The 15,573-nt window shown below is 63.9% G+C and carries 15 protein-coding genes; 7 read left to right on the top strand and 8 right to left on the bottom strand.

Annotation, left to right across the window (positions count from 1 at the left end):
* Positions 1 to 93: 93 nt before the first annotated feature.
* Positions 94 to 1,719 (top strand): long-chain-fatty-acid--CoA ligase, encoded by a 1,626-nt coding sequence (locus ACO06R_RS01870; RefSeq protein WP_421855380.1) that lies wholly within the window; start codon positions 94 to 96, stop codon positions 1,717 to 1,719.
* Here ACO06R_RS01870 and ACO06R_RS01865 read toward each other — a convergent pair.
* Positions 1,701 to 2,744, bottom strand: a complete 1,044-nt coding sequence (locus ACO06R_RS01865; RefSeq protein ID WP_421855377.1) for an ATP-grasp fold amidoligase family protein — start codon at positions 2,742 to 2,744, stop codon at positions 1,701 to 1,703. The genes ACO06R_RS01870 and ACO06R_RS01865 overlap by 19 nt on opposite strands.
* A gap of 293 nt (positions 2,745 to 3,037) precedes the next feature.
* On the opposite strand from ACO06R_RS01865, the gene gyrB reads away from it, so the two are divergent.
* Positions 3,038 to 5,485, top strand: a complete 2,448-nt coding sequence (gene gyrB, locus ACO06R_RS01860) for a DNA topoisomerase (ATP-hydrolyzing) subunit B (RefSeq protein WP_421855374.1) — start codon at positions 3,038 to 3,040, stop codon at positions 5,483 to 5,485.
* Positions 5,486 to 6,283: 798 nt separating this feature from the next.
* Positions 6,284 to 6,703, top strand: a complete 420-nt coding sequence (locus tag ACO06R_RS01855; RefSeq protein ID WP_421855371.1) for a hypothetical protein — start codon at positions 6,284 to 6,286, stop codon at positions 6,701 to 6,703.
* A gap of 6 nt (positions 6,704 to 6,709) precedes the next feature.
* Here the strand turns inward: ACO06R_RS01855 and ACO06R_RS01850 are convergent, their stop codons facing one another.
* From ACO06R_RS01850 to ACO06R_RS01840, 3 genes are all read right to left on the bottom strand, one after another.
* Positions 6,710 to 7,000, bottom strand: coding sequence for a DUF1294 domain-containing protein (locus tag ACO06R_RS01850; protein ID WP_421855368.1), 291 nt, complete (start codon positions 6,998 to 7,000; stop codon positions 6,710 to 6,712).
* Between the two features lie 75 nt (positions 7,001 to 7,075).
* Complete coding sequence (locus tag ACO06R_RS01845; protein ID WP_421855365.1) at positions 7,076 to 7,330, bottom strand: hypothetical protein; 255 nt, start codon at positions 7,328 to 7,330, stop codon at positions 7,076 to 7,078.
* Positions 7,331 to 7,468: 138 nt separating this feature from the next.
* Entirely contained in the window at positions 7,469 to 7,957 is a 489-nt protein-coding gene (locus tag ACO06R_RS01840) for a cytochrome b (RefSeq protein WP_421855362.1), read from the bottom strand.
* 194 nt (positions 7,958 to 8,151) lie between these two features.
* Here ACO06R_RS01840 and ACO06R_RS01835 point away from each other — a divergent pair, with 194 nt between their 5' ends.
* Complete coding sequence (locus ACO06R_RS01835; RefSeq protein ID WP_421855359.1) at positions 8,152 to 9,150, top strand: complex I NDUFA9 subunit family protein; 999 nt, start codon at positions 8,152 to 8,154, stop codon at positions 9,148 to 9,150.
* The gene (locus tag ACO06R_RS01830) at positions 9,147 to 9,917 is read left to right on the top strand and encodes a sulfite exporter TauE/SafE family protein (RefSeq protein ID WP_421855356.1); all 771 of its coding nucleotides are present in this window, start codon (positions 9,147 to 9,149) and stop codon (positions 9,915 to 9,917) included. The genes ACO06R_RS01835 and ACO06R_RS01830 overlap by 4 nt, the downstream gene beginning before the upstream one ends.
* On the opposite strand, the gene ACO06R_RS01825 is transcribed toward ACO06R_RS01830, so the two are convergent.
* The 4 genes from ACO06R_RS01825 to ACO06R_RS01810 all read right to left on the bottom strand — a co-directional run bounded on the left by ACO06R_RS01825 (position 9,918) and on the right by ACO06R_RS01810 (position 13,347).
* On the bottom strand, positions 9,918 to 10,724 hold the full coding sequence (locus ACO06R_RS01825; RefSeq protein ID WP_421855353.1) for an undecaprenyl-diphosphate phosphatase: 807 nt from the start codon (positions 10,722 to 10,724) through the stop codon (positions 9,918 to 9,920). It lies immediately after the preceding gene.
* A 108-nt stretch (positions 10,725 to 10,832) separates the two neighbouring features.
* The gene (locus tag ACO06R_RS01820) at positions 10,833 to 11,777 is read right to left on the bottom strand and encodes an N-acetyltransferase (protein WP_421855350.1); all 945 of its coding nucleotides are present in this window, start codon (positions 11,775 to 11,777) and stop codon (positions 10,833 to 10,835) included.
* Position 11,778: 1 nt separating this feature from the next.
* Positions 11,779 to 12,714, bottom strand: coding sequence for a VOC family protein (locus tag ACO06R_RS01815; protein WP_421855347.1), 936 nt, complete (start codon positions 12,712 to 12,714; stop codon positions 11,779 to 11,781).
* 159 nt (positions 12,715 to 12,873) lie between these two features.
* A complete protein-coding gene (locus ACO06R_RS01810; RefSeq protein WP_421855344.1) occupies positions 12,874 to 13,347 on the bottom strand; it encodes an Lrp/AsnC family transcriptional regulator in 474 nt (157 codons plus the stop codon).
* Between the two features lie 115 nt (positions 13,348 to 13,462).
* Here ACO06R_RS01810 and hppD point away from each other — a divergent pair, with 115 nt between their 5' ends.
* Together hppD and ACO06R_RS01800 are read left to right on the top strand one after the other, a co-directional pair.
* The gene (gene hppD / locus ACO06R_RS01805; protein ID WP_421855341.1) at positions 13,463 to 14,566 is read left to right on the top strand and encodes a 4-hydroxyphenylpyruvate dioxygenase; all 1,104 of its coding nucleotides are present in this window, start codon (positions 13,463 to 13,465) and stop codon (positions 14,564 to 14,566) included.
* 337 nt (positions 14,567 to 14,903) lie between these two features.
* Complete coding sequence (locus ACO06R_RS01800; RefSeq protein WP_421855338.1) at positions 14,904 to 15,482, top strand: cell wall hydrolase; 579 nt, start codon at positions 14,904 to 14,906, stop codon at positions 15,480 to 15,482.
* Positions 15,483 to 15,573 lie beyond the last annotated feature (91 nt).

Below are 15,573 nucleotides of genomic sequence, written 5' to 3'. Positions count from 1 at the left end.
CACCGGCAACGGCGGGGAATTGCGCCATATGGCTATGGACATTTACGCCATCATGTCCAAACTCTTTCGAACAAGCTTCTGGGGAGGAGTTACATGCTTGCACTCATGCAGGACTGGCCGCTTGTCTGCCACAAGATCATCGATCATGCCGCCCGCCAGCATCCCGGCCGCGAGGTCGTGTCCCGCTCTGTAGACGGGCCGGTGGTGCGCGCCACCTATGCGCAGATCCGCCAAGCGGCGCTGCAGGTCGCCCAGACCCTGCAGCGCGAGGGTTTTGCGGCGGGCGATCGCATCGCCACGCTGGCTTGGAACACTGGCCGCCATCTGGAAGCGTGGTACGGCATCAACGGTATGGGCGGCGTCTATCACACGCTTAATCCGCGCCTGTTCCCCGACCAGATCGCCTGGATCATGAACCACGCCGAGGACAAGGCACTGTTCGTCGATCTGACCTTCGTGCCGATCGTCGAGAAGGTCGCGCCGCAGCTTCCCGCGCTGCGCCGGATCGTCGTCATGACCGACGATGCCCACATGCCGGAGACCGGCCTCGCCAATGCGGTTTCCTGGGAAAGCTGGCTGGCCGGCGCCGATGGCGATTTTGCCTGGGTCGATATCGGCGAGAAGGACGCATCGGGCATGTGCTACACTTCGGGCACGACCGGCGATCCGAAAGGCGTCGTCTATTCGCACCGCTCCAACGTGTTGCACGCCATGGTCTCCGCCATGCCGGACGTCATGGGTATTGGTGCCCGCGATGTCGTCATGCCGGTGGTGCCGATGTTCCACGCCAATGCCTGGGGTCTGGCCCAGTCCGCGCCGATGGTCGGCGCCAAGATGGTCATGCCGGGCGGCAAGATGGACGGCGCGTCGATCTGGGAGCTGCTCGATTCCGAAATGGTCAACGTCACCGCCGCGGTGCCGACGGTCTGGCTGATGCTGCTGCAACATCTCGAGGAGACCGGCAGCGCGCTGCCGCATCTTCAGAAGGTCATCATCGGCGGCGCGGCATGCCCGCGCGCCATGACCGAGAAATTCGAGAACGACTACGACGTCGAGGTCATCCACGCCTGGGGCATGACCGAGATGAACCCGCTCGGCTCGCTGTGCACGATCAAGCCGGAATACGCCGCCGCCGATGGCGCCGAACTGCTCGACGTCAAGCAGAAGCAAGGCCACGCGCCGTTCGGCGTCGAGATGAAGATCGTCGACGACGAGGAGAACGAGATGCCTTGGGACGGCAAGACCTTCGGCCGGCTCAAGGTGCGCGGTCTCGCCGTCGCCTCGGCCTATTATGGCGGCGCCGGGGCCGAGCAGTTCGACGATGACGGCTGGTTCGACACCGGCGATGTCGCCCATATCGACCCGCATGGCTACATGCAGATCACCGACCGCTCCAAGGATGTCATCAAATCGGGCGGCGAGTGGATATCCTCCATCGATCTGGAAAACCTCGCCGTCGGTCACCCGGACGTCGCCGAAGCGGCAGTAATCGGCCTGCCGCATCCCAAATGGGACGAGCGCCCGCTTCTGGTTGTCGTGCCGCGCGAGGGCCGGTCGCCGTCGGCCGACGACATCATCGCCTTCATGGACGGCAAGATCGCCAAATGGTGGATGCCCGACGCCATCGCTTTCGTCGACGAAATCCCGCACACCGCCACGGGCAAGATCCAGAAGACGGCGCTGCGCGCACAATTCGCCGATTACAAGCTCTCAACCTGAGTCCGCGCCGCATGGCTCGCGCGCTCGCGTTCCACAAAGACCGCCAGGCGTTCCCGGTAGCGCGCCAGCACGCCGTGCTGCGGCGTCTTCAGGAACCAGCTTTTCCTGAGGTCCCAGGCGCGCGCCATGTCGCGCATGATCGCACTATCCGACACGGTCATCAGTCCGGCAGAGGGATAGACGGTGACCTCGCCGCCATAAAGCACGCCGTCGGCGACCATGAAGTCGACGCGCAGATAGTCGCTGCCGGCCGCAATCGCTTCTGCTGCGGCAAGCGCCTCGCCGTAGCAGTCGGGAACCCGGTGGCCGGCCGACAGCCGCCGTTCGGGGCGGTATTTGGCGAGCGACGTGGTGAAGTCCAGCCGGTTGCCGCTCGCGTCGAAGATCGCCGACTTGCTGGTCGGCGTCTTCTCTTCGCGGTAGTTGACCGAATAATAGACCCTGCCGCCGAACAGATGCACCTTCAGTTCGTCCATCGTCATGCGGTCGCAGGCGATCTCTTCTTCTGCAAACAGCATCCGCTCGACGCCGGCATAGCCCCATTGCCGGTGCTTGCGACCATAGGGCCGGGCAAGCCAACCGCGGCATGCGCGCTCGAAACCCGCGCGGTCGACGCCATCGCGCGAGAAGAACCAGTTCTGTCGGCATCCGGCATTCAGCTTGACGATGACGCCCGGCCGCACCAGTTCGTCCGGCAAGTCTTCCGGACGCCGTCCTGTCCACAACAGCCGCGGCAAAGCCACCGGCGGGTCCAGCGCTTCGAACAACCTCCGGCAGGCGAGCTTGTCGCAATAGCGTATAAAGGCGGGGTCGCGGTCGAACATCCGCCGCCAGAACATCTTCTCGTGAAAGGTTACCGGCAGTGCGATGTTGGGCAGATACTTCATGTGCTTGCGAAATGAGGCGACCGAGCGTGCCGCGCCGGCATAGGCGCGCGCGTTCAAGTGCCATTCCTCGCCGAGCGGTCGGCCCGGCGGCAATTTGTCGAGCGGTGTTGGTGTCATCGGGCCCGTAACGATGTTCAAGGGCTATTTATCCGACTTTACTTGGCGGTATCCACGATTCGATTCCCAATGGTAAACCAAACTGGTGAATTGTCTTCTCCGCGAGGGCAAAAGCGGCCCCGTTCGTACCGAGCCGTCGAGATGCCGGTGAATCAGGCGCGGCGCGGTCGATCCGGGCGGCTCCCCCCGACCGCGCAAACCGGCCTCGGATTTGGCATTTCGCCCCGAAAATCCTATATGTTTGACGACATTATCCCTCTTGATTCGGCGGCGCGTCCGAGATTCGCCGCCGCCGATCCGAAAACCGGGACTTCATGACAGAAACAACTGATAACATTGTAGAAAACGCCGAGTATGGCGCCGGTTCCATCAAGGTCCTCAAGGGGCTCGACGCGGTGCGTAAGCGGCCGGGCATGTATATCGGCGACACCGACGACGGTTCCGGCCTGCATCACATGGTCTATGAGGTTGTGGACAACGCCATCGACGAGGCGCTGGCCGGCCATGCCGATCTCGTCACCGTGACGCTGAATGCCGACGGGTCGGTGACCGTGACCGACAATGGCCGCGGCATCCCCGTCGACATGCACCCGGAAGAGGGCGTCTCGGCGGCCGAGGTGATCATGACCCAGCTGCACGCCGGCGGAAAGTTCGACCAGAACTCCTACAAGGTGTCGGGCGGCCTGCACGGCGTCGGCGTTTCGGTGGTCAATGCGCTGTCGGTGTCGCTGAAGCTGAAGATCGGCCGCGCCGGCAAGTTCCACGAGATGAGCTTCACCCACGGCGTCGCCGACGCGCCGCTGGCCGTTACCGGCGACGCCGGCGACTACACCGGCACCGAGGTCACCTTCCTGCCGTCGGCCGACACCTTCACCATGACGCTGTTCAACTTCGACACGCTGGAGCACCGGCTGCGCGAGCTCGCCTTCCTCAATTCCGGCGTGCATATTCGCCTTGCCGACGACCGCCACGCCGACCGGCGCGAGACCGAGATGCACTACGAGGGCGGGCTGGAAGAGTTCGTCCGCTATCTCGACCGCGCCAAGAAGCCGCTGATCGACACCCCGGTCGCCATTGCAGGCGAAAAGGACGGCATCACCGTCGAGGTGGCGCTGTGGTGGAACGACTCTTACCACGAGAATGTGCTGGCCTTTACCAACAACATCCCGCAGCGCGACGGCGGCACCCACATGGCCGGCTTCCGCGCCGCGCTGACCCGTCAGGTCACCGGCTATGCCGAAAAATCCGGCCTGACCAAGAAGGAAAAGGTCTCGCTGACCGGCGACGACTGCCGCGAGGGCCTGACCTGCGTTCTGTCGGTCAAGGTGCCGGACCCGAAATTCTCCTCCCAGACCAAGGACAAGCTGGTTTCCTCCGAGGTCCGCCCGGTCGTCGAGAGCCTCGTCAATGAGCGCCTGTCGGAATGGCTGGAGGAACACCCCGCCGAGGCCAGGACCCTGGTCGGCAAGGTGGTGGAAGCCGCCGCCGCCCGCGAGGCCGCCCGCAAGGCGCGCGAATTGACACGCCGCAAGGGCGCCCTCGATATCACCTCGCTGCCCGGCAAGCTCGCCGATTGCCAGGAGCGCGATCCGGCGAAATCCGAAATCTTCATCGTCGAGGGCGACTCGGCCGGCGGCTCGGCCAAGGGCGGCCGGTCGCGCAAGAACCAGGCGATCCTGCCGCTCCGGGGCAAGATCCTCAATGTCGAGCGCGCCCGCTTCGACAGGATGCTGTCGTCCGACCAGGTCGGCACGCTGATCACCGCGCTCGGCACCGGCATCGGCAAGGACGAGTTCGACGCCGACAAGACGCGCTATCACAAGATCATCATCATGACGGACGCCGATGTTGATGGCGCCCACATCCGCACCCTGCTTTTGACCTTCTTCTTCCGCCAGATGCCGGAATTGATCGAGCGCGGCTATCTCTACATAGCCCAGCCGCCGCTCTACAAGGTGACGCGCGGCAAGACCTCGCAATATCTGAAAGACGAGAAGGCGCTGGAGGATTACCTGATCGACCTGTCGCTCGACGGCACGGCGCTGGAGCTGGTCTCCGGCGAGGTGCGCGCCGGCCAGGATCTGCGCGCCGCCATCGAGACGGCGCTTTCCATGCGCACGCTTCTGACCGGGCTGCATTCGCGCTACGACCACGCCGTTGTCGAGCAGGCGACGATCGCCGGCGCCATGGATGTCGCCGTGCTGGCCGATCCTGCCCGTGCCGGCCCGATGGCCGAGAAGGTCGCCGCGCGGCTCGACATGATCGCCGAGGAGACCGAGCGCGGCTGGACCGGCCGCGTCAACCCGTCCAACGAGCCGGGCGCCGGCGGCTATGTCTTCGAGCGCACGGTGCGCGGCGTCAAGGAAGCCGTCATTCTCGATGCCGGGCTGATCGGTTCGGCCGATGCGCGCGCGCTTCATTCGCTGGCCCCACGCCTGACCGAGGTCTATGGCGAGCCGCCGGTGCTGCGCCGCAAGGAGGTGGCCGATGTCATCGCCGGCCCGATCGCGCTGATCGATCACGTCTTCGCCTTCGGCCGCAAGGGCCTCACCCTGCAGCGCTACAAGGGATTGGGCGAGATGGATGCCGAGCAGTTGTGGGAGACGACGCTCGACCCCGAAGCCCGCTCGCTGCTGCAGGTCAAGGTCAACGACGCCACCGACGCGGATTCGCTGTTCAGCCAACTGATGGGCGACGAGGTCGAACCGCGCAAGAACTTCATCCAGGACAACGCGCTCAACGTGGCGAACCTGGATTTCTGACGATTAGCGCCCTCTCCCCCTTGGTAGGGGAGAAAGCAAAAGCTTGGGCTTTGCAAAGCCAAGTCCCTAGTTTTTGCAAGTGAGGGGGCAACGCTCGATATATGCGATTAGCCGCGAGGCTAAACATGGTCGTCATCCTAGGGTCAAGCCCTAGGATGACGACTGACATTTTTTCATGCGGCTAACCGCAACCCTCCATACGTGGCTCGCTATCGCCGTAAGGGGAGAGATAGACCCCGCGCCCAAAAAACTTATCCACCGCTCCCCAACCTCCCCTACACTCTCTCCTGCCCTTTCGCGGAAGCCCGGCGTGCACACCGGCTCACGGGGAAAGGGACGGTGCCTGCCGGGCGGTGCAGAGGTGTATCGCTGGGTGATGAACCCCCACGGCAGGGCGGCATGAAGCGGCGCGCGCAGTCTTGTTTTCCCGGACATCGATCCGGGCCGCCGACCGAAGCTGCAAGGTGAGACCCGGTCCGGCAAAGCCGGAGCAATCGATCCAGTGAATCGATTGCAGGGCCGAACGAGCGGGCGGTCCGAGGATCGCTATTACTAACTAGACGTTGCGATGCTTTGACCGCCCGTCTTCCAACTTCAGAACAATCCGGTCTCGGAAACGAGGCGCGGTGCGGAAGAAGCGCGCCCTCTCGCCCCTCGTGGGAGAGAAAGCCTTTTCCGGCATTTAGACGGGCGAAGCCCGGCCAAGTGCTTGGAAAAGGCAAGAGAGGGGGTCGTGGAGAGGATACACCCTGCCGAGGAATAGAATTCGCACTAAACCAAACCGCAAAGGAAACGCCAATGCCGACGAGCATCCAACCGACCGTGAAAGACCCGCATTGCCTCGATTTCCGCCGCATGCCGGCGGGCATGACCGACCCTGTGCATGACGCCGATGCCGCCGAGCGCTTTGCCTGCCGCGATGCGGCCCGTTTCAACCAGTGCCACACGCAGTGCCCGAAGAAGGCCTGCCGCCGCGCCGAAGCCTGTCTCGGCGGCGGGGCGATGTTCGGCGACGACGCCTGCGTCAGCCCGCTCTGGACGGCGTCGGCCAAATTGCTGGCGCTTTATCTCTCGGCCCATGCCGGCAACATCCGCGAGCGCCACCGCGCCTGGGACATCGCGCGCCGCTTCGGCGCCGACCTGGCCGAAGCCGAGCCCTGGTATTCCGACGATGAACTGGACAGGGATGCGCCGCGCAAAGGCAAACGCGGCGCGTAAGGGCATTTACTGTGCAAAGAAATGCCAGCCCGCCGCCGCGCTCGCCGCGATCTGCAGCATAAGTACGAACCAGAGCCGCGTGACAAAGGGTTGTTTGCAGGTCTTGTGGCGGAACAGGGCGCGTCCGGCAAACGCCCCCGGCGTGCCGCCGACCAGCGCCAGTGCGAGCAGGGTGCTCTCCTTCACCCGCCATCCGCCGCGGCGCGCCTGCCGCTTGTCCCAGCCGAAAGCGGAAAAGGCCGCCAGGTTGGCGACCAGGATCGCCAGCAGGATTTGCGGGACAATCGTCAAAGTCATCGGCATCCGCTCCGTTCGAACGAATGCCGAGAGTGCCGCCGGCCTGCTTGCCGGCGGGTTAATGGATGCCGCCGCTTACTTCCAGTGGCAGCGGGTCGTGTAGACCTGGCCGCGCGAGTTGCGGTACTGGCAGCGGCCGTCGGCGGTTTCCACCAGGAAGGTGCCGAAGCCGCCGATCAGTGCGCCGACCACCGCGCCGCCGGCGCTGTTGGTGGCCGCCGCGCCGACGATCGCACCGACGCCTGCGCCGCTGGCGGTTTTTTCGGCGGTGGTGCAGCCGGCAATCGCGCCTGCGGCGATGACGACGACAGAAAGGGTAAGCATTTTCATCAGTTCACTCCCGTTTTATGCATGGCCGAATGGGTTGTGACAGGAAAATATAACGCCATTATGTGCGCCGAGGCCCGTATCGGCGATTTTGAGCCTACAGCCAAATGTGCCCGTTTGCCAACCGGCTGCGCCACGGGATCAACCCGGTCGCCGCATCCGCGTCAGTACATCGGTTTTCAAGATGAAGTGGTGATAGAGCGCTCCGCCGACATGCAGCGCGACCAGCGCCAAAAGCACGATGCGCATCGTTTCATGCGCCTCGGCGGCCATCTCCGCGCCGCCGAACCACGCCGCCAGGCCGGAAAGCGGCATCAGGATCAGCAGCGCGTAAAGCGCGAAATGCGTTGCCGAGGCGGCGAGCTTCAGGACCGCCGGCTCGTCCTCCGGCGGCGGCGGTGCGCCGCGCCGGGTCCGGATCGTCAGCCGCCACAGCGTCAGCGCCAGCACCAGGATACCGAACAGGACATGGCTCGCGACGATCGGGTTGAAGCCGGCCGGCTGGCCGCGTTCGACCGCGTCCCAGGCCTGCGAAATGCCTTCATGCAGCACATATTGCGCGACAATCAGGATGAACACGATCCAGTGCAAACGGATCTGGGTGGCGGTGAAACCGGACGGCGCGGCCATGCGAACCTCCTTGGCGACGAACCTCTTGGGGGCGAAAGTGGAATGTCGCCTTCAGCCTACCGCTTAAGCGGTGCTGACGCAGCGCGTCCCGTGGTCGCACGGTGCGCGGCGTGCGGCCATTTACCCCCTTCACCTGACCGTGCAAACCGGTTAGTTGAAACTGCGGCGGCGCGCCGGCGAAAAGGGAACTCGCGATGACCCAGAAATCCAATCTGCCCAAAGTGGTGACCGTGTTCGGCGGCTCCGGTTTTATCGGCCGCCACATCGTGCGGGCGCTTGCCCGGCGCGGGTATCGCGTGCGCGTCGCGGTGCGCCGTCCCGATCTCGCCGGTCACCTGCAGCCGCTCGGCGATGTCGGCCAGATCACCGCCGTCCAGGCCAATCTGCGTCACCGCTGGTCGATCGACCGCGCGCTCGATGGCGCCGATGCGGCGATCAATCTCGTCGGCCTGCTTTATGAAACCGGCCGCCAGAGCTTTGCTGCCGTGCACGAATTCGGTTCCAAGGCCGTGGCCGAAGCTTGCCGCGACGCCGGCATCCCGCTGGTCCACATGTCGGCCATCGGTGCGTCTGCCGACGCCGAAGCCGACTATGCCAGCTCCAAGGGCCGCGCCGAAAAGGCCGTGCTCGACACGCTGGGCGAGGCGGCCATCATCATGCGCCCGTCGATCGTGTTTGGCCCGGAAGACGATTTCTTCAACCAGTTCGCCAACATGGCGCGTTTCTCGCCGGTGCTGCCGCTGATCGGCGGCGGCGAAACCCGCTTCCAGCCGGTTTATGTCGGCGATGTGGCCGAGGCCTTTGCCCGCGCCATCGACGGCGATGTGGCCGGCGGCCGCGTCTACGAACTCGGCGGTCCGGACGTGCTCACCTTCCGCGAGTGCCTCGAGCAGGTCTGCGAAGTCACCGAGCGCCGCCGCTTCTTTGCCACCGTGCCCTGGTGGGCGGCGCGCATGCAGGGCCGCATCCTCGGCATGTTGCCGAAGCCGCTGCTCACCGTCGATCAGGTGACGATGCTGAAATCCGACAATGTCGTTTCCGGCGAGGCCGAAGGCCAGGGCCGCACGCTTGCCGGCATCGGCATTCAGCCGACCGCCACGCTTGCCATCCTGCCGTCTTACCTGTGGCGCTTCCGCGAAACCGGCCAATACGCCAATCCGGCGGCGCCCGGTGAGGAAAACGGCGCCGCTTGAGCGGCGAGGCGTTTTCGCTTCTGCCGGAGGCGATTCCCGCCGGCGCGGCCGCGCTGCTCGTGGCTGCCAGCCTGTTCACCTCCGCGGTGACTGCCGCCTTCGGCGTCGGCGGCGGCATGATCATGCTGGTGCTGATGGGGCTCTTTCTGCCCGTCTCGGTGCTGATCCCGGTGCACGGCGTCGTACAACTCGGCTCCAACGCCGGCAGGGCCTGGCATTTGCGGGCCCATGTAGCGCCGCGCGTCATGCTGCCCTTTGCGCTGGGCGGGTTCGCCGGCGCGCTGATCGGCGGTTCGGTCGTCGTCGAATTGCCCGACACCGCGCTGAAGCTGGTACTCGGCGTGTTCGTCATCGCGATCACCTGGCTGAAGCTTCCGGCCCTCGCCGCCGCGCGTTCCGCCACGGTGTTCGCATTGGCCGGCATGGTCACAACGGCGCTGTCGATGTTCCTCGGCGCGACGGGGCCGCTGGTGACCGCGCTGATCGGCAGGGCGTTCGAACGCAGGCAGCAGGTTGTCGCCAACAGCGCCATTGCCATGACCACCCAGCATCTGCTGAAGGTCGTGGTGTTCGGCATCCTCGGTTTCGCGCTGGCGCCCTGGTTGCCGCTTGCCGCCGCGATGATCGCGACCGGCTATCTGGGAACCCGGTTAGGCGCGCGGCTTCTCGGCGCCATGCATGAAGGCCAGTTCAGGGTCTGGTTTCGCATCGGGATAACGCTGCTGGCGCTCGAGATGATCCGCCGGGCGGTCGTCCCGATGATCTGATCAGCCGAGCAGCCACAGTCCGATCAGGCCGGCCGTGCCGACCGCGATCCGCCACCATGCGAACAGCGCGAAGCCGTAGCGCGAGACATAGTCGAGCAGGTAGCGCACGACGAAGACGCCTGCGATGAACGCGGTGACGAAACCCGCGCCGATGATCACGGCGTCATCGACGGTCAGCACGTTGCGGTTCTGGTAGAGATCGAACACGAACGCCCCGGCCATCGTCGGCATGGCGAGAAAGAAGGTGAACTCGGCGGCCGACCGCTTGTCGGTGCCCATCAGCAGCGCCCCGACGATGGTCGCGCCCGAGCGCGACGTGCCCGGCACCAGCGCCAGGCATTGGAAAAACCCGATGCGCAGGCACAGCCAAAGCGGAAAGTCCATCACGTCGTTGTAGCGCGGCGTCAGCGGCAGCCGGTCGATCACCAGCAGGATGAACCCGCCGATGATCAGCACGACACAGATCATCAGCGGCGCCTCGAACAGTACGCCTTTGATGAAACCGTGCCCCAGCGCGCCCAAAACGGCGGCGGGCAGGAAGGCAAGGAACACCCCGGCGACGAAGCGTCTGGTGCGCGCATCCGATGCGAGATTGGCGGCAATGTTCAGGAGCCGCGCGAAATAGACCGTCAGGATCGCCAGGATTGCGCCGAGCTGGATCAGCACCTCGAACGTCTTGCCGGTGGAATCGAATCCGAGGAAATGCCCGGCCAGCAGCAGGTGGGCGGTCGACGAGACGGGGATGAATTCCGTCAGGCCCTCGATCACACCGAGAAGAAGGGCTTCGGCGATGGTCTGGTCGGCCATGGGGCGCGTCTCCGGCTGCGGCTGCATATTCGGGAATCGGCATTGCGCCGACCCGATTCCCCTTACACGACGCCGGTCGGCAATGGCCAGTGCCAGCGCAGGCCATAATCAGCTGGCGTCGAAACCCGGCGCCAGCAGGTCGCGCCATTCCGGATGCCGCTTGAACTGTGCCGCCGCATAGGGGCAGATCGGAATGATGGCCATGCCCTCCTCTCGCGCATCCGCGGTCAATCGGTCGAGCATAAGGCCGCCGATCCCCTTGCCGCGAAAGGCTTGCGGCACCTCGGTATGATCGATGATCAGCGTATTTGCGCCCGACCGGCTATAGCTCATTTCGGCCTCGGTCGCACCGGCGCCGTGCACTACATAGCGCCCCTTTTGCGCGGATATCTTCTCGCGCTCTACGCGCAGACTTTCGACCGGCAGGAGCCGCGTGCGCAGCGCTTCGAGATATTGCCCGACCGCGGCTATCTCGCCGGCATCGATCTCGTGCCCGCCGGCATGCCAGTGCGACTGGACTGCTGCGCCACGGCTCTCCAGCCCCTCGATCAGTTGCCCGGTCATCTCAGGCGGACAGATCGGATCGCGCCCGCCGGCGGTCACCAGCACATCCGCGCCAGCAAGGCTGTCGTCCGGCGTGATCGTCCACGGGATCAGCGGATGCATCAGGATCGCATGCGAAAACAGCTCCGGCGCGGTCAGCATGACCGAGGTGAGGATGTTGGCGCCGTTGGAATAGCCCATGCCCACCGTCGCGGCCGGTCGCAGCCGTTCGGCATGCGCCCTGATGAAGTCCGCCATCCGACCGGTGCGGTCCGCCAGATCCTGCATGTCGTAGACGCCTTCTCCCGTCCGGCGGAAGAACCGCAGCATGCCGTTTTCGGAAACGTCGCCGCGCGGGGCGATGGCGATCGCTTCCGGGAAAACTTGCCGAGCCAGATCCGAGAACTGGGTCTCGTCGCCGCCGGTGCCGTGGAACGCAAAGAGCAGCGGCCCGCCTTCGCGGTAGTCTGGCCCGGCGGCTTCCAGATAGCGGTAGCTGTCGGTCGCCATGTCAGTCCCGGATCGGTTCGAGATGCGCTTCCAGCTCGGCGCGCAGATGTTGGTGCTGTATCGGCAGTTTCAGCACTTCGCCGAGATTGGCGGTGTCCTCGTCGCGGTCGAAACCCGGCTCGTTGGTCGCCACCTCGAACAGCACGCCGCCCGGCGTGCGGAAGTAGATCGCCCAGAAATAGTCCCGGTCGATCACCGGTGTCACCTGATAGCCGGTATCGGCCAGCGCCTTGCGCACCTCCAACTGGCGTTCGCGATTGTCGACCGAAAACGCGATGTGATGTACGGAGCCGGCGCCGAGCCGGGCCGGTGCGATGTTCGGCATCGCCTCAAGCTCGATGATATCGGCGCCATTGCCGCCATTGGCGACGTGAAACCGGGTCACGCCGTCGCCGGTGTCGGTCGCCTCATAGCCCATGAAGCCGAGCAGTTCGGCGGTCGCCGCCGGATCGGCAAGACGCATCGTCGCGCCATGAAATCCGCGGATCGCATGATCGGCATCGATCCCCGCGCCTGTCCATGGCGCCCGTTCGTCGCCCTCGGTCTCGACCAGCGCGAACATGTCGCCGTCGGGGCCCGCAAAGTGCAGCCGTTCTTCGCCGAAAACCTGTTCTGCCTTGAGCCCCTCCACACCGGCATCGGCCAGGTGCCGCTGCCAGAATTCAAGCGACCCTCTCGGCACTGCGAACAGGGTCGTCCCGACTTCGCCGGTGCCCGGCTGGCCGGCGGCAATGTCGGGGAACGGGAAATAAGTCATGACGGTTCCCGGCGCGCCTGTCTCGTCGCCATAATAAAGGTGATAGACATCCGGTGCGTCGAAGTTCACGGTTTTCTTGACGCGTCTCAGCCCCAGCACCCTTGTGAAAAAGGCATTGTTCACATTGGCGTCTTTTGCCATCGACGTGACGTGGTGCAGCCCGTTGATTGCGTTCAGCATCGTTGGTGTTTCCTCGGTTTTGCTGACGCGAATATAGGGCGCTGGCCCGGTGGGCGACGATACCGCCGCAACCGACGCTTTGTTCACAAAAAGTGAACGCGTGGGGTGAGCTTGTCCGACAAATCGCCGCGCCGGACATCGAGAGGGACGTACACGGCGTCAGGTGTGGATCGGCAGTTCGTTGCTGTCTTTCAGCGTTTGCAGCACGATTGAGGTCTTGACGTTCTGAACCGCCTCATGCGGCAGCAGCATGTCGTTGACGAAATCGGAAAGGCCGCGCAGGTCCCGCGTCACCACCTTGACGATGTAGTCCATCTCACCGGTCAGGGCGTGCGCCTCCTGCACTTCCGGCAGCCGTGCCATCAACTCGGCGAATCGCGCCGCGTTGCGCCGGTCATGCGCGGCGAGCGTCACCGTGATGAAGTTGACCAGCGCGAAACCGGCTTTCTCGCGGTCGACCTGCGCATGGTAGCCGGCGATCAGACCCTCTTCCTCCAGCCTCGCCCGCCGTCGCGAGCATTGCGATGGCGACAGGTGAACGCGCTCGGCAAGGTCATTGTTGGTCAGCCGCGCATCGCGTTGCAAATGCGCAAGGATCTTGCGGTCAGTTGCATCCAATGCAGGCACAGCCATGGTATTCATCCTTCATGTGCACAACTCGTGCGAATTTTCGGCGAAACTGGCGTGAAATGCAAACCTCATGCGCGCCAAAGGCTGTACTCTTTCCACAAACAAGGGAGAAAGCTGCATGGGCCCGTTTCCGCACGACGCACCGAGATCGACGATCACCCGGGACAATCCGGCCGGCACGGACGGGTTCGAGTTCGTCGAGTTCTGTCATCCCGATCCGCAGGAGTTGCGCGACCTGTTCGCACGCATGGGTTATTTGCATGTGGCGAACCACAAGGCCAAGGCGGTCGAACTCTGGCAACAGGGCGACATCACCTATGTCGTGAACGCCGATCCACAGAGTTATGCTGCCGGTTTTGCGCGGGAGCACGGACCATGCGCGGCGTCGATGGCCTGGCGGGTCGCCGATGCCAAACACGCCTTCAAACACGCGGTTGCCCGCGGCGCGGAACCCTATCTCGGTGGCGGCAAGGTCATGGACGCACCGGCGATCGTCGGCATTGGCGGGTCGCTGATCTACTTCATCGATCAGTACTACACGACATCGCCATACAACGACGAGTTCGAATGGATCGCTGCCTCCAAACCCAAGGGCGCGGGCTTTTACTACCTCGATCACCTGACCCACAATGTTTTCAGGGGCAACATGGATCGGTGGTTCGATTTCTACGGCGACCTGTTCAACTTCCGGCAGATTCGTTTCTTCGATATCGAGGGTAAGTACTCCGGCCTCTACAGCCGGGCGCTGACATCGCCCTGTGGACGAATCCGCATTCCGATCAACGAGGATCGCGGCGAGAAGGGCCAGATCGTCAGCTACCTGAAAAAGTACAATGGCGAGGGTATTCAGCACATCGCGGTCGGGACCGACGACATCTACGGTTCGGTCGACACGATTGCCGATGCCGGCATCCGTTTCATGCCGGGGCCGAACCAAGCCTACTACGAGATGAGCCACGACCGTGTGAAAGGCCATGACGAACCGCTCGAACGCATGCTGAAACACGGCATTCTGATCGACGGCGAGGGGGTTGTCGACGGCGGCGAGACAAGAGTTTTGTTGCAGATCTTCTCCAAGACCGTGATCGGGCCGATCTTCTTCGAGTTCATTCAGCGCAAGGGCGATGACGGCTTCGGCGAGGGCAACTTCAAGGCGTTGTTCGAATCGATCGAGCGCGAGCAGATCGAAAGCGGGGAACTCGGCGTCGAGGCCGCAGAGTAATGGTATGTTGCGCTGCGAAATGCCGAATCCGGGCCTTTCGCAGCGCCAGTCTCGCCGGTCACATTCGGTAAAGACTTCTTTCGGTTCGCAGAATTCCGTGATTTGATCACTTGGTCAAAACTGTGTGTTTTCAGCTAGCGCAGTCGTCCAGATTGTCTTTTAAGTAACTGAAATTTATGTGATAGAGATGCCCTGTCAAGGAAGGGGTGATGGCGCGCGGACTGTGCAATTCAGCACTTTGCCGCCTTTTTTCCGCCACAGAAACTCCCAGTTTCAGCCATTTTTACTTCAAGATTTCGCCAAAGGTCGGGGCTTTACGCCAGCCGCCGCTGTTGCGGTGCAACAAAACAACAACAAGACGAAGGCGATGGTCTCCCACATCAATCAGAACACCGGGCGCAAGACCCGGGAACAGCTGCGTGCGCTGGCGTTGGTCGCCTGCTGCGCGGTAAGCCTTGGCTCGAACCTCCCGGCCCACGCCGGAATGGTCGGAGCAGAGATGTCCGGCGCCAAGTCGCAGGTCTCGCGCGCCGATCTCGAGTGCCTCGCGATCGCGATCTACTTCGAGGCGCGCGGCGAGCCTGAGCGCGGCCAGGCGGCCGTGGCGCAGGTCGTACTCAATCGTGTCGACAGCGACGCCTATCCGGATTCCGTGTGTGGCGTGGTTTATCAGAACCAGCATCGCCGCAATGCCTGCCAGTTCTCGTTTGCCTGCGACGGTCGCGCCGAAACGATCCACGAGAAAAGGGCCTGGAGCAAGGCAAGAACCATTGCCGACAATGTCGCCAATGGCCGCGAAGCACTTGCCGAAGTCGGTACGGCGACCCACTACCACGCCCGCCACGTCCGGCCGTCCTGGGCCAAGCGGATGCGGCGTGTCGGCCTGATTGGCCGCCATATCTTCTATCGCGGCTGATCGCCGGCGTCTGGACGAACCGCGGTGCGATCGCGACCGCGGTTCGTGCGAAACTGCCAATTTTCGCGGTTGGCTGGAAACGGAATCTACA

The organism is Oricola sp. (assembly GCF_965230365.1).
Lineage (GTDB): Bacteria > Pseudomonadota > Alphaproteobacteria > Rhizobiales > Rhizobiaceae > Oricola.
The sequence above is the reverse complement of the archived record's forward strand: the minus strand, read 5'-3'. Positions and strand labels throughout refer to the sequence as shown.

What these genes read in the sequence shown, in the direction of transcription:
- ACO06R_RS01810 (WP_421855344.1), bottom strand. Translation starts at nt 13,347, where the DNA reads ATGGCTGTGCCTGCATTGGATGCAACTGACCGCAAGATCCTTGCGCAT.
- ACO06R_RS01820 (WP_421855350.1), bottom strand. Translation starts at nt 11,777, where the DNA reads ATGGCGACCGACAGCTACCGCTATCTGGAAGCCGCCGGGCCAGACTAC.
- ACO06R_RS01850 (WP_421855368.1), bottom strand. Translation starts at nt 7,000, where the DNA reads ATGACTTTGACGATTGTCCCGCAAATCCTGCTGGCGATCCTGGTCGCC.
- ACO06R_RS01840 (WP_421855362.1), bottom strand. Translation starts at nt 7,957, where the DNA reads ATGGCCGCGCCGTCCGGTTTCACCGCCACCCAGATCCGTTTGCACTGG.
- hppD (WP_421855341.1), top strand. Translation starts at nt 13,463, where the DNA reads ATGGGCCCGTTTCCGCACGACGCACCGAGATCGACGATCACCCGGGAC.
- gyrB (WP_421855374.1), top strand. Translation starts at nt 3,038, where the DNA reads ATGACAGAAACAACTGATAACATTGTAGAAAACGCCGAGTATGGCGCC.
- ACO06R_RS01845 (WP_421855365.1), bottom strand. Translation starts at nt 7,330, where the DNA reads ATGAAAATGCTTACCCTTTCTGTCGTCGTCATCGCCGCAGGCGCGATT.
- ACO06R_RS01870 (WP_421855380.1), top strand. Translation starts at nt 94, where the DNA reads ATGCTTGCACTCATGCAGGACTGGCCGCTTGTCTGCCACAAGATCATC.
- ACO06R_RS01835 (WP_421855359.1), top strand. Translation starts at nt 8,152, where the DNA reads ATGACCCAGAAATCCAATCTGCCCAAAGTGGTGACCGTGTTCGGCGGC.
- ACO06R_RS01825 (WP_421855353.1), bottom strand. Translation starts at nt 10,724, where the DNA reads ATGGCCGACCAGACCATCGCCGAAGCCCTTCTTCTCGGTGTGATCGAG.
- ACO06R_RS01855 (WP_421855371.1), top strand. Translation starts at nt 6,284, where the DNA reads ATGCCGACGAGCATCCAACCGACCGTGAAAGACCCGCATTGCCTCGAT.
- ACO06R_RS01815 (WP_421855347.1), bottom strand. Translation starts at nt 12,714, where the DNA reads ATGCTGAACGCAATCAACGGGCTGCACCACGTCACGTCGATGGCAAAA.